At 35.0% G+C, this 22,513-nt stretch carries 19 protein-coding genes; 5 read left to right on the top strand and 14 right to left on the bottom strand.

The genetic code is table 11. The annotated features are described in order from the left end of the window. The first annotated feature begins 80 nt into the window (after positions 1 to 80). On the top strand, positions 81 to 989 hold the full coding sequence (locus T367_RS0100665) for an AraC family transcriptional regulator (protein WP_027418115.1): 909 nt from the start codon (positions 81 to 83) through the stop codon (positions 987 to 989). Between the two features lies 1 nt (position 990). Here T367_RS0100665 and T367_RS0100660 read toward each other — a convergent pair whose 3' ends face one another. Then, on the bottom strand, positions 991 to 1,218 hold the full coding sequence (locus tag T367_RS0100660) for a hypothetical protein (RefSeq protein ID WP_027418114.1): 228 nt from the start codon (positions 1,216 to 1,218) through the stop codon (positions 991 to 993). Between the two features lie 144 nt (positions 1,219 to 1,362). Between T367_RS0100660 and T367_RS0100655 the strand changes: the two genes are divergently transcribed. Then, on the top strand, positions 1,363 to 2,901 hold the full coding sequence (locus tag T367_RS0100655) for a hypothetical protein (RefSeq protein WP_027418113.1): 1,539 nt from the start codon (positions 1,363 to 1,365) through the stop codon (positions 2,899 to 2,901). Positions 2,902 to 2,903: 2 nt separating this feature from the next. On the opposite strand, the gene acs is transcribed toward T367_RS0100655, so the two are convergent. The 9 genes from acs to T367_RS0100605 all read right to left on the bottom strand — a co-directional run bounded on the left by acs (position 2,904) and on the right by T367_RS0100605 (position 14,161). Further along, a complete protein-coding gene (acs, locus tag T367_RS0100650; protein ID WP_027418112.1) occupies positions 2,904 to 4,814 on the bottom strand; it encodes an acetate--CoA ligase in 1,911 nt (636 codons plus the stop codon). Between the two features lie 10 nt (positions 4,815 to 4,824). Beyond that, entirely contained in the window at positions 4,825 to 6,702 is a 1,878-nt protein-coding gene (locus T367_RS0100645) for an acetate--CoA ligase (RefSeq protein WP_027418111.1), read from the bottom strand. Continuing rightward, positions 6,699 to 6,917, bottom strand: coding sequence for a hypothetical protein (locus T367_RS0100640; protein ID WP_027418110.1), 219 nt, complete (start codon positions 6,915 to 6,917; stop codon positions 6,699 to 6,701). The genes T367_RS0100645 and T367_RS0100640 overlap by 4 nt, the downstream gene beginning before the upstream one ends. A gap of 53 nt (positions 6,918 to 6,970) precedes the next feature. Further along, positions 6,971 to 7,333 (bottom strand): response regulator transcription factor, encoded by a 363-nt coding sequence (locus tag T367_RS0100635; protein ID WP_027418109.1) that lies wholly within the window; start codon positions 7,331 to 7,333, stop codon positions 6,971 to 6,973. A 6-nt stretch (positions 7,334 to 7,339) separates the two neighbouring features. Next, positions 7,340 to 10,036 carry a sensor histidine kinase gene (locus tag T367_RS0100630; RefSeq protein ID WP_027418108.1) on the bottom strand — a complete coding sequence of 899 codons (2,697 nt, stop codon included), beginning with the start codon at positions 10,034 to 10,036 and terminating at the stop codon, positions 7,340 to 7,342. A 250-nt stretch (positions 10,037 to 10,286) separates the two neighbouring features. Further along, positions 10,287 to 12,065: a sodium:solute symporter family protein gene (locus T367_RS0100620; RefSeq protein WP_027418106.1), complete on the bottom strand. Its 1,779-nt coding sequence runs from the start codon at positions 12,063 to 12,065 to the stop codon at positions 10,287 to 10,289. A 38-nt stretch (positions 12,066 to 12,103) separates the two neighbouring features. Then, a complete protein-coding gene (locus T367_RS0100615) occupies positions 12,104 to 12,373 on the bottom strand; it encodes a DUF4212 domain-containing protein (protein ID WP_027418105.1) in 270 nt (89 codons plus the stop codon). Positions 12,374 to 12,384: 11 nt separating this feature from the next. Continuing rightward, a complete protein-coding gene (locus T367_RS0100610) occupies positions 12,385 to 13,629 on the bottom strand; it encodes a hypothetical protein (RefSeq protein WP_027418104.1) in 1,245 nt (414 codons plus the stop codon). A 112-nt stretch (positions 13,630 to 13,741) separates the two neighbouring features. After that, positions 13,742 to 14,161, bottom strand: coding sequence for an IS1/IS1595 family N-terminal zinc-binding domain-containing protein (locus T367_RS0100605; RefSeq protein ID WP_027418103.1), 420 nt, complete (start codon positions 14,159 to 14,161; stop codon positions 13,742 to 13,744). Positions 14,162 to 14,414: 253 nt separating this feature from the next. Here T367_RS0100605 and T367_RS0100600 point away from each other — a divergent pair, with 253 nt between their 5' ends. Continuing rightward, complete coding sequence (locus T367_RS0100600; RefSeq protein ID WP_084274256.1) at positions 14,415 to 16,589, top strand: S8 family peptidase; 2,175 nt, start codon at positions 14,415 to 14,417, stop codon at positions 16,587 to 16,589. 76 nt (positions 16,590 to 16,665) lie between these two features. Here T367_RS0100600 and T367_RS0100595 read toward each other — a convergent pair whose 3' ends face one another. Both T367_RS0100595 and T367_RS0100590 read right to left on the bottom strand, forming a co-directional pair. Continuing rightward, a complete protein-coding gene (locus tag T367_RS0100595) occupies positions 16,666 to 17,010 on the bottom strand; it encodes a single-stranded DNA-binding protein (protein ID WP_027418101.1) in 345 nt (114 codons plus the stop codon). Positions 17,011 to 17,106: 96 nt separating this feature from the next. Then, positions 17,107 to 17,451 carry a single-stranded DNA-binding protein gene (locus tag T367_RS0100590; protein ID WP_027418100.1) on the bottom strand — a complete coding sequence of 115 codons (345 nt, stop codon included), beginning with the start codon at positions 17,449 to 17,451 and terminating at the stop codon, positions 17,107 to 17,109. 285 nt (positions 17,452 to 17,736) lie between these two features. Here T367_RS0100590 and T367_RS0100585 point away from each other — a divergent pair, with 285 nt between their 5' ends. Further along, on the top strand, positions 17,737 to 18,189 hold the full coding sequence (locus T367_RS0100585; protein WP_027418099.1) for a hypothetical protein: 453 nt from the start codon (positions 17,737 to 17,739) through the stop codon (positions 18,187 to 18,189). Between the two features lie 6 nt (positions 18,190 to 18,195). Here the strand turns inward: T367_RS0100585 and T367_RS0100580 are convergent, their stop codons facing one another. Together T367_RS0100580 and T367_RS0100575 are read right to left on the bottom strand one after the other, a co-directional pair. Then, on the bottom strand, positions 18,196 to 18,882 hold the full coding sequence (locus tag T367_RS0100580) for a LytR/AlgR family response regulator transcription factor (protein ID WP_027418098.1): 687 nt from the start codon (positions 18,880 to 18,882) through the stop codon (positions 18,196 to 18,198). Beyond that, a complete protein-coding gene (locus T367_RS0100575) occupies positions 18,879 to 19,922 on the bottom strand; it encodes a sensor histidine kinase (protein ID WP_027418097.1) in 1,044 nt (347 codons plus the stop codon). The genes T367_RS0100580 and T367_RS0100575 overlap by 4 nt, the downstream gene beginning before the upstream one ends. 215 nt (positions 19,923 to 20,137) lie before the next feature. Here T367_RS0100575 and T367_RS0100570 point away from each other — a divergent pair, with 215 nt between their 5' ends. Further along, entirely contained in the window at positions 20,138 to 22,498 is a 2,361-nt protein-coding gene (locus T367_RS0100570; RefSeq protein ID WP_027418096.1) for an outer membrane beta-barrel family protein, read from the top strand. Positions 22,499 to 22,513 lie beyond the last annotated feature (15 nt).

Raw genomic sequence — 22,513 nt, 5'->3', positions numbered from 1 at the left:
TAAATCATTAAATTGGGAAGGAATTGAACGATCCTATCAAGAACTAACACAATTCAATTAACTTTAAATATTTACTACAAATGATTAGAGATAGCTTCCTTATCGACAGAAAAATTTCGACACTTGTTGAGAATAGAACGGTTTTTACTTCCACCCATTCTGAACTGAATTTGTTTGAAACTTATCAAGTTGCACAAAAAGTAAGCTTAACATTTGACCAACCAGTAATCGCTAGTATGATGCAAGGTAAAAAGGTGATGCATCTCGACGACAAACCAGCATTTGATTTTTTTCCGGGAGAATCTGTAGTACTTGCACCAAATCAAGAAATGATAATTGATTTTCCTGAGGCAGATAAAACCAACCCGACACAATGTATTGCATTAACGATTAATCAAAGTATCATCGCGGAAACGATCGCCTATTTTAATGATGCGATTCAAATAGAAAATGATCAAATGAATACGATCGAATTTGGAGCAAACTTAAATCATCTGAATCAAAATATGGATGTTGATCATTTAATAGCACGTTTAGTCCAGACTTATACCAATAAAAATAAATCAAAGGATCTTTTACTAGATTTAATGATTAAAGAATTAATCGTTCGACTACTCCAGACTAAAGCTAAGTTTAACTTGATTGTTCCAAATACTGATACGATCAATAATAACCGCATTGCTTTTATTATTGATTATATCAAAACGAATCTTCACGAAGCTTTATCCATTTCTACATTGGCAGAAAAAGCATATATGAGCACATCCAACTTCTATAAGAGCTTTCGCAATACAATAGGAGAATCACCTATTGATTTTATCAATAGTGAACGCATAAAACTTGCCAAAAAATTAATATTGACGACAGACCAAAAGCTTTCAACCATTGCCTATCGTACAGGCTTTAATAATGTCAGCTATTTCAATAGGCAATTTAAAAAACTAGAAAACATTACCCCTAAAGAATATAGATCAAGACTTTCTCAGTAAATTAATCTGCACCACCAAAACTCAATAATAAGTCGTCACTTTCTTTTTTCTCTTTGGATGGCTTTAATAAACTCGCCAAAGGATTGGTAATTGCATTTTGTTCCCCGTACCTATAAAACTCGAATTGACAATTATGTTCTTCTTCAACTTTACGCAATGCAGCAAGAGAATCTCTGATCAACTTATCATTAATTCCTTCTGCCAATTTTACACCAATTTTATATTTCATGCGACTTGTTTTAAATTCTAGTGTAAATTTAAGCGGTAAATATCGCTTAGAGAAACGAAGCCTTTCGAATATTACTATGTTCAACAACTTGAAAAAACGACATAACAAATTAAATTACAGTTACTTAAATAGTTAATTTTTACAATGTCCAACGAGAATAAAAACATACTTTTTACTTTAATCAAGTCTTTATCTAAGTCGGAAAAAAGACAATTTAAGCTCTATGTGGGTAGATTAGGCAAAAATGAAGATGCCAATTATCTAACCTTATTTAATGTCTTGGATAAGATGGATGAATTTGAAGAGGATGCCATTCTACTTAAATCACAACTTAAAAAAAGGCAATTACCCAACTTAAAAGCCAATTTATACAAACAAATTCTAACGAGTTTACGATTGGCTCCTCAACATCAAACGTTGAACATTCAAATAAGAGAACAATTAGATTACGCCACCATTCTTTACAATAAGGGATTGTACGAGCAAAGTTTAAAAATTCTTGAAAAAGCAAAACAACATGCAATTGACGCTGAGAAAAACTTTATGGCGTATGAGATTGTGGAATTTGAAAAAGAAATAGAGTCACAATATATCACACGAAGTTTAATCTTTAGGGCTGATAATTTAGCGATTGAAGCGAAGAACTTAAGTATTCAAAATGTATTAGCGAGTAAATTATCGAATCTCTCCTTACAATTGTACAGTTTTTTATTGCGCAATGGTTATGCTAAAAATGAGGATGATTATTTATTGGGTAGAAATTATTTCTATTACCACCTCCCTACTTTCGAATTTGAAGATTTGGGATTCAGAGAAAAATTATACCTCTATATGTCGCAGCTTTGGTACGCCTTAATTGTCCAAGACTTTAGAGGTTCGTATAAGTATGCTAGTAAATGGACCGATCTATTCATTGAACATCCACAGATGATTGCTTCGCATCCTGTTTATTATTTAAAAGGTAAAAATCATCTTTTAGAGTCATTGTATTACCTCAGATACTTGAGCAAATTCAAGTCGGAATATCAAAAATTATTGGCAATCGAAGAAGAGCCACATATATTGTCAAGCGATAATATGAGGGCGCTTTGGTTAATGTACAAAACCTATAGCAAACTCAATTTATACTTTTTGAGTGGCGAAATTCAAGAAGGAGCGAATGAAATCCCCAAAATAGAGGCTGAATTAAAAATCTATCGAAATAAAATCGACGACCACCATTTAATGGTAATCAACTACAAATTTGCATGTATGCATTTTGGTTTAGATCAATATGCTTCGAGCATTGCCTATTTAGATAAGATCATTAACAATAGAGAGCTTGTTTTGAGAGAAGATTTGGGCTGCTATACGCGGATTTTAAAATTGATTTCACTGTTCGAATTGGACAGTGATCAATTGGATAGTTTTATTCGAAACACCTATCGTTTTTTAATAAAAATGAATGATTTGCACTTAATTCAGCGCGAAATCATTCTATTTTTAAGAAATTTGAATTCAATTCTGCCGAGCCAATTGAAGCAAGCATTTATCAACTTGCACGAAACCTTAAAAAAACTAGAGGATCACCCTTTCGAAAAAAGGTCATTCCTCTATTTAGATATTATCTCATGGCTTGAAAGCAAAATTGAATCCAAACGGTTTTTATTGATCATTCAAGAAAAAGCCAAAAACTTGAAATAAGTTTATTGTTGCGCGTCCTTAATAATTTCTTCAACAACTTCAGGATTTAATAAGGTTGAAATATCGCCTAAATTATCCATTTCATTGCAAGCAATTTTACGTAAGATTCGACGCATGATTTTACCTGATCTTGTTTTAGGCAATCCTTTTGTGAATTGAATTTTATCCAACTTCGCAATAGGGCCGATATGATCAGAAATCAATTGATTAATCTCTTTCCTTAAATTATCATGATTTCTTTCTTCTCCAGCTTCTTTCAAAGTGACATAACCATATAATGCACTTCCTTTAATGTCATGCGGGAATCCAACAATAGCAGATTCTGCAACAGCAGGATGTTCGTTAATAGCATCTTCAATCGGCGCTGTTCCTAAATTATGACCAGAAACAATGATCACATCATCTACGCGACCAGTAATTCGGTAATATCCAACCTCATCTCTTAAAGCACCATCACCTGTGAAGTACATATTATCGAAGGCAGAAAAATAGGTTTCTTTATACCGTTGATGATTCCCCCATATTGTTCGCGCAATACTTGGCCAAGGGAATTTAATACACAACCTTCCATCGACTTGATTTCCTAATATTTCATCTCCACTTTCATCCAATAATGCAGGCTGAATTCCAGGTAATGGCAGTGTAGCATAAGTCGGTTTTGTAGGCGTTATATAAGGCAATGGCGATAACATAATTCCGCCTGTCTCAGTTTGCCACCAAGTATCAACAATAGGACTTTTTCGTTTCCCAACATTGTCATTATACCAATGCCAAGCTTCCTCATTAATAGGTTCACCAACCGAACCTAAAACTTTTAGAGAACTTAAATTATAATCTTCCAAGAAACTACCACCTTGTTTAGCCAATGCACGAATAGCAGTTGGCGCCGTATAAAATTGATTGACTTTATGCTTCTCAATCACCTGCCAAAATCGTCCATAATCAGGATAACTTGGTACACCTTCAAACATTACCGTTGTTGCGCCATTTGCCAAAGGACCGTAAACAATATAACTATGCCCTGTTATCCAACCGATATCTGCAGTACACCAATACACATCATTCTCACGGTATTGAAATACATTCTTAAACGTATAAGCCGTATAAACCATATAACCAGCAGTGGTATGCACCATTCCTTTTGGTTGACCGGTAGAACCTGATGTATATAGAATGAATAAAGGATCTTCTGCATCCATTATTTCCGCTTCACATTCCGTAGAAGCTGTTTCTAATAAAGGAGCCAACCATTCATCTCTACCTTCCTTTAATTCAATTTCAGCATTAATACGATTTACAACCAATACCTTTTCAACACAAGGACAATCAATCAAAGCCTCATCAACGATACCTTTCAGATCAATCGTTTTAGAACCTCTATATGATCCATCAGAAGTTATCACCATTTTACATTCGCTATCATTAATTCTAGACGACAATGCATTAGATGAAAACCCTGCAAATACAACAGAATGAATTGCTCCAATTCTAGCACAAGCAAGCAATGAGATTGCCAATTCAGGGATCATCGGTAGATAAATACAAACCCGATCACCTTTTTTTATCCCTTTACTCTTAAGTACATTCGCCAATTGATTGACACGTTCGTATAATCGATTATAAGTGATATGTTCTGCAGGCGCATTCGGATCGTTTGGCTCGAATAAAATAGCTGTTTTATCCCCTTTCATTCTAAGATGACGATCGATACAATTTTCCGTGATATTCAATTTTGCACCTTCAAACCATTTCACTTCTGGTTTACGAAAATCCCAAGACAAGACTTTATCCCATCGTTTTCTCCACACAAAATGTTCTTCAGCAATTTCCTCCCAAAACAATTCAGGTTCCCTTACTGATTTACGGTGTGTTTTAAAATATTCCTCTAAATGTTTAATGTGGTAATTACTCATAATAAATTGCTTAAATTTTTATACTTAATCTCTCTTTAATTTCATCAATAATAGAAACATCATCTATAGTTGAAGGAACGCTAAACGCTTCATTATCGGCTATTTTTCGCAATAGCTTTCTTAATATTTTACCAGAACGAGTTTTTGGTAATCTTTTTACAATTTTCAGATCTTTAAAAGACGCAACAGCGCCTATTTGCGATCGCACCAATTGAATAATTTCTTTTTCAATTTCCGTATCATTTTTATCATTATCCGACGATAAAACAACCAAACCCATCGGTTTTTGTCCTTTTATCTCACATAAAACGCCAAAAACAGCACATTCTGCAACTGCAGGGTGACTTGACACAATCTCTTCCATTTCTGCTGTTGAAAGACGATGCCCCGCAACATTGATAATATCATCTACCCTACCCGTAATAAAGACATAACCGTCTTCATCTACATATCCTCCATCACCAGTGAAATAATAACCTGGGAATTTCGTCAAGTATGAATTATTAAAACGTTCGGGATTCCTCCATAAATTCATTAACATACCAGGAGGCAATGGTAATTTTATAGCTACAAATCCCTCCTCATCTGTCGCTGCCACTTCACCCGATTCATTTAATATTTGAATATTATATCCACAAACAGCTTTTGCGGCAGATCCAGGTTTCACTGGTAATAATTCAACACCTACCATATTGGATAACATGGGCCAGCCAGATTCAGTTTGCCACCAATGATCGATAACAGGAACCTTTAAATGCTCTTCCATCCAATTTAACGTCGATATATCACAACGCTCACCAGCCACAAATTGATATTTCAAACTTGACAAATCGTATTGCTTAATAAAGTCCCCATTTGGGTCCTCTTTTCTTATTGCTCGAATGGCAGTAGGAGCAGTGAACATTGCTTTTACTTTATATTCCGAAATAACGCGCCAAAAAGTTGATGCATCCGGAGTTTTAATAGGTTTCCCCTCAAATAATATTGTTGTATTTCTATTTAAAAGAGGGCCATACACGATATAACTATGACCTACAACCCAACCAACATCACTTGCTGCCCAAAAAGTATCCCCTTCTTCCATACCATAAATATACTTCATGCTAAACTTTAAAGCCGTAGCATAACCACCCGTATCTCGAATAACACCTTTGGGACTTCCAGTTGTGCCAGATGTATACAGAATATAAAGTGGATGTGTAGATTTCACAGGCACAGCTGGAATCACTTCAGACATTTCTATTAAGACGCCATAATCTATATCTCGATCTGTGTTATCATATTCAACTCCGCGCTCACGATCGTAGATTATAACACGTTCAGGCTTGTGTTTTGCCAATTCAATTGCCTCATCAACAAACGGCTTGTAAGGAATAATACGATTTACTTCAATACCATTTGATGCCGTTATAATTAATTTAGGAAGGCAATCGTCAATTCTTAATGCTAATTCGTGCGGAGCAAAACCGCCAAAAACCACTGAATGAATTGCGCCAATTCTTGCACATGCTAACATGGCATAAATAGCTTGTGGAATCATTGGCATATAAATAATAACCGTATCCCCTTTTTTAACACCTAAATCTTTTAATCCTCCAGCTAACCGTCCAACCTCATACAATAAATCAGTATAAGTAATCGCCAATTTGGTATCTGTTACTGGGGAGTCATAGTAAATAGCAACATCATCTCCATGCCCATTTTCAATATGCGCATCGATACATAGGTAGCTCATATTTAACTTGCCGTCCTCAAACCAATTATTCCAAATTTCAGTCGCTGAAATGATTTTTTTTGGTACTTCATGCCACTTCAATTCATTGACCTGTCGCTTCCAAAAAACATCAGGTTTTTCTATACTTTCTTTATACAAGTCATTATAATTCATTTTACCCTTTTTTTAAATAATCCAAACCAATTAGGATTCAATACTTTTGTTTTAATCATCACCCAAAGAATCAGGACAAATATCAACCCTACGAATACCGAAGTCAGCGTAGATAAAGCAACTTGATTTTCTAATTTAAATCTTATATAGAGTGTTGCAGTAATGTAAATTAAAATAAACACATCTGACACTAAAGGACTGAGACTAAATTTCATAATTTCATTTTTAAAAACACTGACCTGATTCAATAGTTGCGCACTAGAGGAAATCAGGCCAGCATTTCAGTTACTTCGTTTACTATTTTTTTAACAGAAAAAGGTTTGGTCATATACTTGTTCACTCCTAAGTTCATTCCCTTTTCAACATCTGTTGATTTATTCTTGGCAGTTAAGAAAATGACTTTTACATTCTTTAATTCTTCATTTTCTCTAATCCATTCCAATGTTTGATATCCGTCAACTTGTGGCATCATAATATCTAACAATACCATGTCTGGCACATTGTGTTTTAATATCTCCATTGCTTCACTACCATCCCTTGCAATAAAAACTTCGTAGCCTTTCTTTTTAAAAGCATATTCGAGTGTCATCACAATATTCGGTTCATCATCTACGATTAAAATTTTTCTTATCATTATCTATTGCTGATTTACTGGTATTTCAAATTTAAAATTGGCGCCCCCTCCTTCATCATTGACAACTTCAATTGTTCCGTTGTGACGTTCGATAATGCGTTGAGAAATTGCCAATCCTAATCCACTTCCCTCTGGCTTAATTGTATTTTGATTTTTAGATTGATAAAATTTATCAAAAACAAAATCGATATCCTCATTAGGCACACCTAGACCATTATCGGAAACACTCACATTCAACACCTTTTTTGAGACTTTATATTGAACCCATACTATGCCGTCTTCTTTATTCGCAAATTTAATTCCATTGGAAAGTAAATTTGTCAAGACTTGAATAATTCGGTCTTCGTCATATTCAATAAAAACGTCTCGCTGCGTTGTTACTTTAATTCTAACATTTGCAGCTATTGCCACTTGGCTCAGTGAGAGCACAACATGCTTAAGTGTTTCTCTAAAATTATACTTTTTCAACATAAGTTCTTCTCTATCTTCCGATAATTTTTCAAAATCAAGGATATTGTGAATAAGGCGTGCAAAACGATCAGAATCTTGTAGGATATTTCTTAAAAATTGATCTCTTATTTCTGGAGTCATTTCGTCCGCATCATCTAATAATAATTCTGCAGCACCTCTAATTCCAGTTAATGGTGTTTTAAGTTCATGCGCTACCGTATCCAAAAATTCATCCTTTTGTTTATCCTTCTCAATCAACTCACTATTCACATCTTTTAATTGACTGGTAAGCTCTGTTAATTGTCGCGATTTATCTTTTAATAATTTATTACTTGCGATCGTCTCTTTCGACTCCTCAAGGATTTTCAATACCTCAACTAGACTTACTTCATCCTCTTTTACAACACTTGATATAAGAATTTTTGCAGATGCCCCTCCAATTGTTCCTGTTAGTAATTTTTCAGAAAAATTTATCAATCTAGCGTCCGCTAATTGTGCATCGGGAGCGATATCATACTTTCTAAAAAATAACGATAGCGCACGCTCCGTTCGTTCAACGCCTAAAAATTTAATTAATACATTTTTAATATCAATTACATATGCTTCACCTTTCCATACATAAGCATTATCATCAAGACTGGAAGTAACTTTAGGATCTACAAATATCTCAGCATAATTCCGTTCTCTATAATTTCCTTTTGATGAAATTGAAACCCATAAATAAACGATGGTATTCACAATTAAACTCCAGAAAAAGGCATGTGAAGCTGGCGACAAAAAGTCGATTCCAAATAAAGCATGTGGACGCAATGCTTCAATACCAAACAAGCCATTTTGAATAAAATAATCTGTTGTACCGTAAGCTTCAATAATGAAAGGAATAATCAGCGTATAAAGGATTATAATAAACCCCGAAATTATTCCAGCTATTGTTCCGCGTGCCGCGCCCCTATTCCAGTATAAACCAATAAAAAAAGATGGCGCCAATAAAGCAATAATCACAAACGAGATTAATCCTATTGAATAGAGTGACATTTGCACAGAGAAGTTAGCGTAAAAGATGTACGCTAGAATGATGATTGAAAAAATTGCTACACGCCTAATTAATTTAATGTAAGACTCATTCCCTTCCGAATTACCAGAAACGAACTTATCTAAAAAGCCATAAGGAATGACCAAATTATTACTCACCATATTTGAAAGTGCGATAGTTGAAATCACAACCATTGAAATCACTGCAGAAAAGCCACCTAGAAAAACAAGTAAAGCGATTAAAGTGTTTCCATTTTGAAGCGGCAGTAAAAGCGTATAGTAATCCGAATTTACGGTATCACCGAATGTCAGTTTACCACCCCAAGCAATGAATATTACAAAAACATTAAAAAGTAGTAAGTATAATGGGAATAGCCAAATTGCTTTTTTAAGATGTTTTTCACGATCGTTTTCAACTACAGCCACGTGGAATTGTCTCGGCAATAAAAAGATCGCAAAGAAGGATAATAATACGAGGAAAAACCAATCCAAACCTTGTTCAATGCCATCAAAACCAATTAATTTCTCGAAATTTTCGGTCTGTGATATTTGATTATAAATATCTGTCGTTCCATCAAACATATAGAAAGTCACGTAGATTCCTATAGCTAAAAAGAATGCTAATTTTAAAATAGCCTCAAAAGCAACAGAAACTATAATCCCTCTATTTTTTATTGAGGCATCTGTTTTCTGAGTACTAAAAAACGTAACAAAAACAGCAAGAATTAGTGCTATATAAAAAGTTGAATCATGGAGTATATTTTTCGAATCGAACTGTGAATCTACGGTCATCACTTTAAAGGTTTCTGAAATCGCCTTTAATTGAAGAGAGATATAAGGAACGGTGCCTACTATACAAACAAGTGTGACGATAGCACCTAATAATTTATCACGTCCATACCTCAAAGAAATAAAATCAGCAATAGAGGCAATTTTATTATGCTTTGCAATTCGAATTATTTTTCTCATTACTACAATCCAAAGCGGAATAGCGATGATGGGACCTAAATAAATAGGCAAGAACATTATGCCAGATTCGGCTGCTGTTCCAACACTTCCATAATACGTCCAAGCCGTACAATACACTGCCAAAGACAAGGTGTAAACGTAAGGATTATTCACCCACCGACTTCTACTCTGCTTGTTGCCCCAATGAACAATGTAAAAGAGTAGCGCCAAATAGGCAAATATGATCAATATTAAAGCGTAATTACTCAAAATGACGCTTTAAGACAATAAAAGAAATGATTATAGCTGAAAGCCATATTGTAAAAATTGAAAAATAGATAATTGGAAACCCCAGAATAGCTCTAGTACCATTAAACATTAACACCAACGGAATATTCAACAGCACAAAAAGTGCGATTGCTAATATTACTAATTTTTGCTCGTGTCTTTTTTTCATAGGTCTTAAAATAGTAAAAAACAGCAATGCATTAATATGCACTGCTGTTTTTTAACTCCTTCTTTAATGATTAGCTGCAGCTTCACCTGCACCACTCGGAATTCGAATATTTTCTACAATTTCCTGAACCTCAATAGGAGGTGCTGGTGTTAGTCGAGAAACAACGATTGAAACTGTAAAATTTAAAATCATTGCGACTGTTCCAAATCCTTCAGGAGATGTTCCAAACCACCAATCTTCTTCAGGTAAAGGTCCCATCACACCAATTAAACCAGTTTTAAATACGATCATGTAGAATAGCATCAAGACAATACCTACAATCATACCTGAAATGGCACCTTCTTTATTCATTCGCTTATCAAAAATCCCTAAAACAATTGCAGGGAAGAATGACGCTGCGGCCAGTCCAAAAGCAAGGGCAACAACTGCGGCGACAAATCCTGGTGGATAAATCCCAAATAAGCCAGCCACAATAATCGCAACTACAATTGCAATTCGAGCTGCCAATAATTCACCTTTTTCAGATATTTCGGGTTTTAACTGTTTCTTAATTAAATCGTGAGAAACGGAAGTTGAAATCACAAGTAATAAACCAGCAGCAGTTGACAATGCCGCGGCTAAACCACCAGCTGCAACTAATGCAATCACCCAATTCGGAAGACTTGCAATCTCGGGATTGGCCAATACCATAATATCTCTATCAACATATAATTCGTTTACATTGACACCAGCATTAGATACTAGTCGTTCTCCATATATTCCTCTTTCTCCAGTGAAAAGTGGTTTTTTACCTTCCATTGCATCACCAGCTACATATTGAATTTTTCCATCTCCATTTTTATCAGCCCATGCAATAAGACCAGTATTCTCCCAGTTTCTGAACCAATCTGGCATCTCCTCATAACTTTGGTTGGTTACAGTTTCAATTAAGTTAGTTCTTGCAAATACTGAAATTGCAGGAGCAGTGGTATAAAGTATCGCAATAAATAACAACGCTAAACCAGCAGATTTACGTGCATCTTTCACTTTCGCTACCGTAAAGAAACGGACGATTACGTGAGGCAATCCAGCAGTACCAACCATCAAAGCGATTGTTATTGCAAATACATCCCAAGTAGATTTAGATCCGCTTGTATATTCTTTAAATCCTAAGTCCGTATGTAAAGCATCTAATTTGTCAAGCAAATAAACGCCATCCGCCCCTTTACTTCCCATACCCACCTGAGGAATTGGATTTCCAGTCATTTGAAATGAAATAAAGATAGCAGGAACCATAAAAGCGAAAATCAATACACAATATTGAACGACTTGTGTATATGTGATCCCTTTCATTCCTCCCAATAGGGCAAACACCAATACTACAGTCATACCAATAACAACCCCAATATTAATATCAACTTCTAAAAATTGAGAAAAAACAATACCTACTCCACGCATTTGACCAGCCACATATGTGAATGAAACGATTAATGCACAAATAACAGCAACTGTTCTAGCTGTATTAGAATAGTATCGATCCCCGATAAAATCTGGAACAGTAAATTTCCCGAATTTCCTTAGGTAAGGCGCTAATAATAACGCCAATAATACATATCCACCGGTCCATCCCATCAGATATACCGAACCATCATAACCGATGAATGAAATAATACCAGCCATTGATATAAATGATGCGGCACTCATCCAATCGGCTGCCGTTGCCATTCCGTTTGCCAATGGAGAAACACTCCCTCCGGCAACATAAAATTCTTTAGTAGATCCTGCGCGGGCCCAAATTGCAATTCCAAAATAAAGGGCAAATGTAATTCCTACTAAAAGCCATGTCCAAACTTGTAAACTCATAATTAATTTTTTTAATATTTATAATTCTATCAAATAGCTTACTCTTCGCTATATCCGTATTTTTTATCTAGTTTGTTCATTAAGCGTACATACACAAAAATAAGCACTACAAATACATAAATTGAACCTTGTTGGGCGAACCAAAAACCTAGTTTGAATCCACCTATTCGAATTGTATTCAGTTGTTCACGTATCAAAATTCCGAAGACACATGAAACCAAGAACCAAATACTCATGAGAATTACGAGATACCGGATGTTTTGCTTCCAATATGCTTTTGCGTTACTTTTTTTATCTAATTCAGTCATATTTTTATTTATTAAAGGAAAATCGATGCTTGTAAAGTGACTATATTAGCCTGTGCAGCACCAAATTGTTCATTTTTATATTCGAGTGTTAATTTTGAATGATGCCCTGTGAAATATGCGTTTATTCCTGCACCAATATTATTTCTTGCATTTGGAGTTGCATCATAAGCATGGTTAGCAAATGATACATAAGGCTGGAATCTTGTTTTAGATTTATCTCCCGGAATGACATAACCAATATGTCCGTAAATCATTGTTCCCGAACCGTAGGCACTATATAAATAGTTCTCGCCGTAATTATTGTATTGAAAAGTGGCATAAACAGAAAACGCAGCTCCTTTTTCACCTATTGGTGTTTCATAAAAAACATCACCAGCAAAAATGCTCACATTTTGACCGCTCAATCCACCTATTGTATCAGTTGCAATAACAGCACCATTAGGATGAACATAGAATCCAGAGCCGATATTAAATACTCTCTTCGCTCCTAAATACGACCCTACTTTATACGGTAGAAAGTTAGACTCTTGATCTAAGAAATTATATTCAAAATATCCAGCATAAGTAAATCCAGCTGTTGCCGAACCTAGTAAACGTTTACCTCCATAAACAGCTCCTTCATTGACGACTGGAGCTCTAGCATCAAGACCATTTGTTACTGCCTCATTCACTGCTACACGGTATTGCAATTTTCCAAATGAACCTTTCGCAAAAACACCGACATGTCTTACAAATTGATCAGACAACCCCAAAGTAGCCCATGATTGACGGTTATTATCCAACGTAATCATATTAAGAGTGCTTTGATTGTTCAATCTTGAAATGCCATTATAATAATGCAAACCACCACCTAAAGTATGTTTTTCATTTATGCTGTACTGCACCCATGCGTCATGTAAAAAAAGTTGAGAACCATCAGCTACTCCTGTGGGACTCATATTATTTGCATTCAAACTATTTAATCCGAAATGCGTTAGTAAAAGGAATTTTTTACTGATTTGAGAATACATCAAAATACGTGCTCTTCGCAAATTAAAATTCACTGGGGAAGTATTCGACGGGGCATCATCTCTATAAACAGTTTGTGCTTGCGCCCATGATATCAATCGGAAGTATCGCGCACCATCTTCACTTAATTTCACCTTTAAACCATCTTGGTAAGGATCGGTAACTTTTGTGTCTTGACCAAAACTCAATTGATAAGTCATCGCTGACATGATCATTGTGAAGGTCAATTTTAGTAAACTATTTTTCATAGTGTTAAACAGGTTTAGTTAATAAATTGTTAACCTAGTGCGCTTCACTAAATTCAATAAAAACCTGTTCCGATTACAAACTAATATAGTTAATCGTTAATACTATAGTTAATTAATCCCTAAATCGCTCCCACTTTATCAGCATATACTTATCTCCTAGCTCAGTTACTATGACACCAGACCCCTTTACATTCTCAACCTTGCTAAAATAATTTGACAGTTCTGCCGCATTCAAAATTCGATAAGTTGGGTGATAACCTGGATTTTCTGGACGCTTAATCTTGTACTTCTTCACCCAATTCAAAACACTAACGTGTGAAACACCTAAGACGCGCTCAATCTCCCGATAAGTCAACCCCTCCAAATACAACTGCAAAGCCTTATTGACATAGTAATCATCAATTTTCTTACCGATCTTATTAACAGTGAAAAAATACTTGCAAGACTTACACTTATATCGCTGACGATCATTCACTACACCACTCTTAATATAGTCCTGACTATTACAATTTGGGCACGAATTAATCTTCATATATACTTATTTAGCATAAATATATCTATTTAGCATAATTTATTCATACAAACTTGTCTTTTTTTTCATAAATAGTTAAAATAAAAGCATTCCGTTAAATAAAAAATAAAACCTTAACCGTTAATATACAAAGCTTTAAAATAAAATATTTTCAGTACTCTATTTCAAAAAAAATGACAATTCGATATATTTAAATGTGTTTTAATCACGCTCAATTATACTTTTATACTTAAATTATGATAAATTCTACATTATGAGACTGTGTATCTTGCTTTTAGCAAACTTATTCTACTTAAACTCCATTGGACAAACAGTGATGTCTAACAATTGTAAAATGGATATTGAATTATTAATGACTCACCTCGCATCGAATAATCAGCAACCAGCTGAACAATTCATTCAGAAATATCCGATTCATAAAATAAATGGCATATCTTATTTATCTACCCTTGCTGAAACCGATAGGGATTTTGACGCAAGTTTATTAAAAGGAGAAGGGTATATAATAGGAAGTCAAATCAATAAATTCATATCGCTTAAAGTACCATTCCACCTATTAGATAAAATTGAAACACTAGAAGGAATTAAAACGATTCAATTGGCAGGAAAGATTAAACCTGACTTGCATAAAGTGAGATATGACACCCACGTTGACAGTATTCACAAAGGAATTGGTTTACCAGAAATTTATTCGGGAAAAGACATTATTATCGGTGTTACAGATTGGGGCTTTGATTATTCATCGCCTATGTTTTATGATACCTTATTGGAAGCAACAAGAATTATAGCTGCTTGGGATCAATTTAAAACCAGCGGTCCAAATCCTGTTGACTATGCTTACGGAACAGAATTTAATTCACCCGCGACATTAATAGCAGCTGGCAGTGACACAGCAAATATCTATTCGTACGGCACGCATGGCACACATGTGGCAGGCATAGCTGGTGGTAGTGGCGCTGGAACAAACTTCAGAGGAATGGCTTATGAAGCGCAATTTCTATTTGTAACCTTTTTCCCAGACGAAGGAGCTGTTTTAGATGCTTGGGAATGGATGTATAATAAAGCTGTGGCGGAAGATAAAAGATTGGTCATAAATATGAGTTGGGGATTATATCACACCGGTGCCTTAGATGGAACTTCAATTTTGTCACAAGCCTTAGACAGCTATTCGGATTTAGGGGTCACTTTTGTTACATCAGGAGGTAATAACGGATCTGTAAATTTTCATATCAAGAAAGAGTTTACAGGTGATACTCTGTATTCTAAAATTGAATTTTACGAATCAGAAATGGAGACACTTTATGGACAAAGTATTCATGCTTGGGGTGATTCAGAAAGTAGTTTTACCGCCGGTTTTAATGTCTTAAACATTTCAAATGAAATTGTTGGAAGTAGTGAATGGTATTCGACTGCTGAATTCACTGACTATATAGAGAGCTATATTGCACTAGAAGGAGATATTGATACGGTTAGGTTTAATTTAAGTATGGATGATGCGTACCCGACTAACGATAGACCACAAATGCGTTTACGTATTAAAAATCCGATTGATTCCTATAAAATCATTTTAAAATCAACTCATCTAAGTGGCACTGTACATTTTTGGAATGTGACAGAATTAACTTCGGATGTCGGGAATTGGGGCATGCCTTTTACTCGATCGAGCCCTGATTATGTTTCAGGAGATAATGAATACGGTGTTGGTGCACCGGCATGCTCACATGCTGCTATTTCTGTTGCGGCCCATGCGGCGGAATATGCTGCAGAACCGGGCGATCCACTTTTTGGAGGAGGTGCAGCCAGTTTCTCTAGTAATGGTCCACTTATTACGGGTGAAATAAAACCCGACATTTCTGCACCAGGCGTAAACGTTACTTCATCTATCTCTTCTTATACAGATGATGCTTTTGGTTTTGTTGTGAGCTCAGTCGATTTTGAAGGAAGAACTTACGATTTCGCACGTTTTTCAGGCACATCAATGTCTGGTCCAGCAGTAGCTGGAATTTGTGCTTTAATCTTAGATGCCAATCCATATTTATCACCTGATCAAGTAAAAGAAATCATTATTGAAACCGCAAGATTAGACAGACATACCGGAGAAATTGGGCCAGAAGGAAGCACATCATGGGGATGGGGAAAAATTGATGCTTATGATGCAATTAGAAGTGCTATCACCATCACTGGATTAGATGAAATCACCAAAGAATATAAATGGAAAATCTATCCGAACCCCACCAATTCAATCGTTAATATTGGTGGTGATTTGCCAGGATTAAAGCAAATTGAAATCATTGATTTAAATGGAAAAGTTTGTTTGCAGTCTGCCGCACAAAATACAATTGCGATTGACCAATTAAGCCCAGGTATTTATATCTGCAAATTATTGATCGGTGAAAAAGTAGAACAGCAAAAATTCATTGTTCAATAGCAGAAATTATAGCACACAAAAAAGGCAGCCGAACCGATGTTCGCGCTGCCTTTTTTTGTTAGCAAACTTGCCCCCTTTAACCCGCTTGCTTTTTAGGATTAATCATTAAAATTTCGTTGACTTGAATCTCAGTCACTTTTTTATTCGTGCCTGACGCATCTGTATAAACCCGATTGATCAGCTTCCCGTCAATCGCTAACATTTGCCCCTTTTTAACGAATTTCTCGATTAATTCTGCTTTTTTACCCCAAGCCACAATACTATGCCATTGTGTTTTAACTGATTTCCCATTGATCTCTCTAATGGTTTCGTTGGTTGCTAATGTGAACTTGGCCAATTTTACACCATTTTCGAAAGTTCTTATTACTGGAGCTACTCCGATGCGTCCAATTAAGTTTACTGCGTTTTGTAATTTATTCATGATGATTTTTTTTAATGCGATTAATTAATTTTTAATTGAAGGTGTTGGGGATCAAGCAAGTGATTTACAACATGCTTAAATCCCCATCCCCCACTTCTACCCTTTTTTAGCGTTACCTAAGAACAAGAATTCTTGAATTTGAATTTCTGTCTTCGTTCGCTTCTCCCCCTCTTTCGTCTCATAAGTTCGGGTTACCAACTTACCTTCAATAGCAATTTCTTGCCCCTTATCTGTGTACTTTTCTAAAATCTCTGCTTGTTTACCCCAGGCAGTTGCTTGATGCCATTGTACCGCATCTACTTTTTCTCCTTGGGCGTTTTTATACGACTCGTTCGTAGCGATATTTAACTTTGCTAACTTGTTTCCATTTTCGAATGAAATGATTTCAGGTGCTTGACCTAAGTGTCCGATTAATTGTACTTTGTTTCTTAACGTGTTCATGTTGTTGTTTTTAAAAATTATTTGTAAATGTTTCTGTCGTTGTTTGTTAGCGACGAGGCAAAGTAATGGACGATTCAAATCTTTAGTCGGTTACAAAACGTTTGTATACGAATAAAGTACGTTTGTAAATGTTTGTAAACGTTTTTATATTTGATATACAATGATTTACATCAAAAAATGTGATTTAATTTGCACAACTGCCTGAATTAGATGCTTCTATTCAAAATACCTTATAAGACACTGGTAATTTTTGGTACTTTTAGATTTGATTAAATCAGTAATGAAATGAAAATCTGGCTAATATTTCCATTGTTCACTTTATTGAACTGCAACTACGATATAAACAAAAATAAGGCATCAACAATAATTGCTCCTGAACCAAATGATCACATTATTATTATGTCGATTATTGTACTGGATAGTCTTGAAAATGAAGTTGCCTTAAACATTTCCTATTCAATTATTACTCAGACAAGCCTATTAAAAAGTTACGGATTTAACAACCTAGAAGAATTTGATGATGAGGTTTTAAAACCAGTTATTCGTAGTTTTATTCGCTCTGAAATTTCAAATATTTCAAAAGACAGTATTAATAAAATTGATATCGAAAAATTAAAAAATAAGCTCAATAAGCAAATAAGTGATGGCAGAATAAGTTTTGATGGCAAAAAAATAAATTCTTATAACTTTTCTATTGGAATACTCAGTATCGCCAAACAGAATTTACAACAAAATTAAAACCAACTACCCCTTCACATACTTCTCCAAGAAAGCATCTTTATAAGCGCGCCCTATTGGTACTTGAATGTCTCCCAATAAATAAACTTGATTTCCAGCAATTTTTTCAATGCAAGCGGTATTGATCAAATACGATTTATGTACACGAATGAAATCATTGGCTCTTAATTTATTTTCCCAGAACGACAAAGTTTCTGGCGTCAACAGCTTCTTATCTTTTTGATGAATCTCTGTATAATCCATATCAGATTGAATATAGATAACTTCCTCACTTTTCACTTTAATATATTCATGCCCCGACTTCACGAAAAACTCAAGGTTCGCCGAGGTGTCTTGGACAGTTTCTTTTGGTTGAACTTTATTAATCGCTTGCACGAATCGTTCGAAGGAAAACGGTTTAACCAAATAATCAATTACATTCAATTCAAACCCCTGTACCGCATATTCCGAAAAGGCAGTAGTAAAAATTACGGCTGGCGGATTGGTGATCGTCTTTAAAAAATCTATTCCTGAAATTTTTGGCAAATGAATATCCAAAAACATCATATCAACACTATTCAGTTTTAAATAGGCCAAAGCTTCAATCGCATTTGAGAAAACAGCTTTCAATTCAATGGTACCAACATCAAGAATGTACTTTTTTAACACCCTTTGCGCTGGCGCTTGATCTTCTATGATTATGCAGGTGATCATTGTGTTACTTTTAAATTGATCTTTAAATGTACATCAAAAATGTTTTCACGGCTGTCGATTGACAAAGTATGAGAATTAGGATAAAGCAAAGTCAAACGTTTCTTCACATTCTCCAAACCAATTCCATGTGCTAAGTCATTTGTATTTGTATCCTCTGTAAAAGTATTCCTACAATGGAATTTTAAACTTCCCTTTTCATCTAAATCAATAGCAATACCAATTTCAATATCATCCGTTTGACTACTTGCACTATGCTTAAAAGCATTTTCAATAAATACAGATAAAATAAGCGGCGCAATTTGATAGCCAGAATTAATATGCTGTGCATCAAAACTGATCGTTCCGCGATCTTCAAATTGTAACTGACTTAGGTTTACAAAACTTTCCAATTGATCAATTTCTTTTCCTAATGGGACAAATTCTTCTTTGCATTCATACAGCATATAGCGCAATACATTTGACAATTCTAAAATTATCTGTGGTGTTTTAGGTGAACTCTCTAATGCATAAGCATATAAATTATTAAGATTATTGAATAGGAAATGAGGATTGATTTGCGACTTTAAAAACTGTAATTCACTCTCCTTTACAGCAGATTTTAATTCATCAACTTCCTTCTGTTTATTCAAAGCATCCCATGCGAATTTAAATCCGGCCAATATGGTGATTGTCGGTAAAGAATCCGTCAGACTTCTAAAAACACCTGGAAAACTTGCTCCTCTGGTATCAGGAAAATAAATCTGTTCAATCACCCCTTCCTCTATAACAATAACGATGGCAATCACGGCTAAAACTGACAGTCCAAAAGTCCAATATTTTTTCGGATATAAAAATTTAGGCAACAAAACATAATTGATAAAGAATGCTGCAACTACGTAATTTAGAAAGAAAAGGACAGTAGATATTTCAAAATCAAACTCCGAAAACCCACCACCTCTTTTACGTTCGAATGCATAAAACACAAAAACCATTCCTACAAGAAACACTTGAAAAAAGGCTTCGTACCAATATTTTCGCGTTTGATTTTCTTCAAAAGTCATAGATCAAAATTAGACATAAAGTAATTGAAGATAAAAAAGAATCGGCAAACGACAGAATTAAACAGTCACACGTCAAATAAATGCATCGAAAAAAGTCCGTTTTTATTAATAAGAAAGTGAATTGTTGTTTGCAGGCTCATTTATGTCGTTGAACAGGTTTAATTTTTTCAATTGAAATTAAGTCCTCAAATTTGCATGAAATAAAGAACCAAACCATGAAGCATCTACTTCTTATATTAATAGCGACAATTATTCCTTCAGCTATAATATTCGCTCAATCGACAACAATTAGTGGAATAGTAATAGATGAACCAAGTGGCCAACCTATTCCTTATGCAACAATTGCTATAATGAGTCCGACCACCAATAAAATTCTGGCTGGAACGACAAGTAAAGATGATGGTAGTTTTAATGTCACAACAGATTCATCTGCATTTATAATTGAGGTCAGATTCATTGGATTTATCACTAAAAAAATTGAAACATTTGACATTATTGACGGCAAAATAAATCTAGGTAAAATCTTATTGTCTAATACCGAACATAGCTTAGACCAAGTGCAAGTGACTGCCGAAAAATCATCAGTCGAATTCAAATTAGACAAGCGTGTTTTTAATGTAGGAAGTGATTTGACAAGCTCAGGTATGGGTGCAATGGATCTTTTAAACAATGTTCCGTCTGTTAATGTTGACATAGAGGGTATCATAAGTCTTAGAGGGAATTCTGGTGTTCAAATCCTTATCAATGGAAAACCATCTGTATTATCTGACGAAGGCAGTAATGCATTAGGAACGATTTCAGCTGATATGATTGAGAGTATAGAAGTGATCACAAATCCTTCTGCGAAATACGAAGCCGAAGGTTCAGCGGGTATTATCAATATCATCCTTAAAAAAGAGGATAAAAAAGCATTCAACGGATCTATTTCATTGAATACAGGCTATCCTAATAATCATAGTATTGGGGTAAGTTTGAATCAACGAACAGAGAAATTTAACTTATTTGCGCAATTGGGAGCGGGTTATAGAACGCGTCCAACCATAAGAAAAACCGAAAATATTAACCACATCACGGGATCTGAAATTTATGGTTTGGGCGAGGAATCTAAAAGTGAAAATTTCTACAATGTAATTCTGGGCACTGATATTTATCTAAACGATTTCAATACAATTACTGTTTCAGGGAATTATATGTACGAGATAGAAGACGAACCTACTATTACGACATTTTCTCTTGAAAACGAAGGTTATTTATTAAGTCAATATACAAGAACAGGTGCAACTTCAGCAACCAATCCTAAATACCAATTCGATGTTCAGTATGCCAAGCAATTTAAGAATCACAAGGACCATAATTTGTTGTTTAGTACGACTGGTAATTTCTTCGGTAAAAAACAAACCTCCGAATATATCAACGAAAACACGCTCGGTTTTTCAGCGCCTGACAACCAAAGAATAGAGACTGACTTTTATCAATCAAACTATGCTTTTAAGCTCGATTACACCAATCCAATCACCAAGAAAATAACAATAGAAACTGGTGGTATTTATGAATTAAATAATGTAGGAAATGAGTATAGTGTATTAGATCAAAGCAGCGATGTTTGGGCACTGAACACGAATTTAAGTAACGATTTTAATTTCGATCAAAAGGTTTTAGGACTATACGGAACGGCATCTTACGAAGCGGAAAAGTGGGGTGTAAAAGCTGGATTAAGATTCGAAAATACGGATGTTCAAACATTACTTGCAACGACTAACGAAAGCAATTCGATGAATTATACGAACCTGTTTCCGTCGGCGCATGTATCATATAAAATAAGTAAACAATATTCGTTACAGGCAGGTTATTCTAAACGAATTTACAGACCAAGAATGTGGGATTTGAATCCATTTTTCAATATTCAAAACACATACAGCGTTCGCAAAGGTAATCCCGAATTAATGCCTGAATTTGCGGATTCGTACGAGATAACCGGAATATTTATAAAAGAAAAAATATCATTAAATGCCAGCGTTTACTTCTTACATACCGTTGATGTGATTGAACGAGTATCCTTTTTTGAAGATGATATTAACACCGTCACCCCTACTAACATTGGAACAAGAGATCAGTTAGGCATTGAGTTAAACGCTAAATATTCACCGAATAAATGGTTAACGTTAAGTGGTGATTTTAACTATGGGTATTTTAATCGAGTGGGAACTTTTGAGGATCAAGTATTCGATTTTAATGGTGACAAATGGTCGTCAAAACTAACTGCTAAAATTAAATTACCTGCAGATATTGAGGTAGAATTATCCGGGAATCAAGAATCGCGATATGCTACTGTGCAAGGTGTAAACTCCGGCTTTGTTTATGGAAACATTGGTCTCCGTAAAAAATTATGGAAAGGAAAAGGAGTTATTAATGCCAGCGTACAAGATGTATTTGCTTCACGAATAAGAGAGAGCATTGTCGACCAACCAGATTATTATTTGTACAACTATGGACAAAGAGGCCGTTTTTTCACCATTGGTTTTAGTTATAGTTTTGGTAAAGGTGAGGCGATGACTTATTCTGGAAAAAGAAGATAATCAATCAAGGATTGA

The organism is Crocinitomix catalasitica ATCC 23190 (assembly GCF_000621625.1).
Classification (GTDB): Bacteria; Bacteroidota; Bacteroidia; order Flavobacteriales_D; family Crocinitomicaceae; genus Crocinitomix; species Crocinitomix catalasitica.
The sequence above is the reverse complement of the archived record's forward strand: the minus strand, read 5'-3'. Positions and strand labels throughout refer to the sequence as shown.

Bases quoted from the DNA above. Each gene is read 5' to 3' on its own strand.
- T367_RS0100595 (WP_027418101.1), bottom strand. From the start codon at position 17,010: ATGAATAAATTACAAAACGCAGTAAACTTAATTGGACGCATCGGAGTA.
- T367_RS0100600 (WP_084274256.1), top strand. From the start codon at position 14,415: ATGAGACTGTGTATCTTGCTTTTAGCAAACTTATTCTACTTAAACTCC.
- T367_RS0100605 (WP_027418103.1), bottom strand. From the start codon at position 14,161: ATGAAGATTAATTCGTGCCCAAATTGTAATAGTCAGGACTATATTAAG.
- T367_RS0100610 (WP_027418104.1), bottom strand. From the start codon at position 13,629: ATGAAAAATAGTTTACTAAAATTGACCTTCACAATGATCATGTCAGCG.
- T367_RS0100620 (WP_027418106.1), bottom strand. From the start codon at position 12,065: ATGAGTTTACAAGTTTGGACATGGCTTTTAGTAGGAATTACATTTGCC.
- T367_RS0100640 (WP_027418110.1), bottom strand. From the start codon at position 6,917: ATGAAATTTAGTCTCAGTCCTTTAGTGTCAGATGTGTTTATTTTAATT.
- T367_RS0100665 (WP_027418115.1), top strand. From the start codon at position 81: ATGATTAGAGATAGCTTCCTTATCGACAGAAAAATTTCGACACTTGTT.
- T367_RS0100660 (WP_027418114.1), bottom strand. From the start codon at position 1,218: ATGAAATATAAAATTGGTGTAAAATTGGCAGAAGGAATTAATGATAAG.
- T367_RS0100645 (WP_027418111.1), bottom strand. From the start codon at position 6,702: ATGAATTATAATGACTTGTATAAAGAAAGTATAGAAAAACCTGATGTT.
- T367_RS0100585 (WP_027418099.1), top strand. From the start codon at position 17,737: ATGAAAATCTGGCTAATATTTCCATTGTTCACTTTATTGAACTGCAAC.
- T367_RS0100580 (WP_027418098.1), bottom strand. From the start codon at position 18,882: ATGATCACCTGCATAATCATAGAAGATCAAGCGCCAGCGCAAAGGGTG.
- T367_RS0100590 (WP_027418100.1), bottom strand. From the start codon at position 17,451: ATGAACACGTTAAGAAACAAAGTACAATTAATCGGACACTTAGGTCAA.
- T367_RS0100615 (WP_027418105.1), bottom strand. From the start codon at position 12,373: ATGACTGAATTAGATAAAAAAAGTAACGCAAAAGCATATTGGAAGCAA.
- acs (WP_027418112.1), bottom strand. From the start codon at position 4,814: ATGAGTAATTACCACATTAAACATTTAGAGGAATATTTTAAAACACAC.
- T367_RS0100655 (WP_027418113.1), top strand. From the start codon at position 1,363: ATGTCCAACGAGAATAAAAACATACTTTTTACTTTAATCAAGTCTTTA.
- T367_RS0100570 (WP_027418096.1), top strand. From the start codon at position 20,138: ATGAAGCATCTACTTCTTATATTAATAGCGACAATTATTCCTTCAGCT.
- T367_RS0100575 (WP_027418097.1), bottom strand. From the start codon at position 19,922: ATGACTTTTGAAGAAAATCAAACGCGAAAATATTGGTACGAAGCCTTT.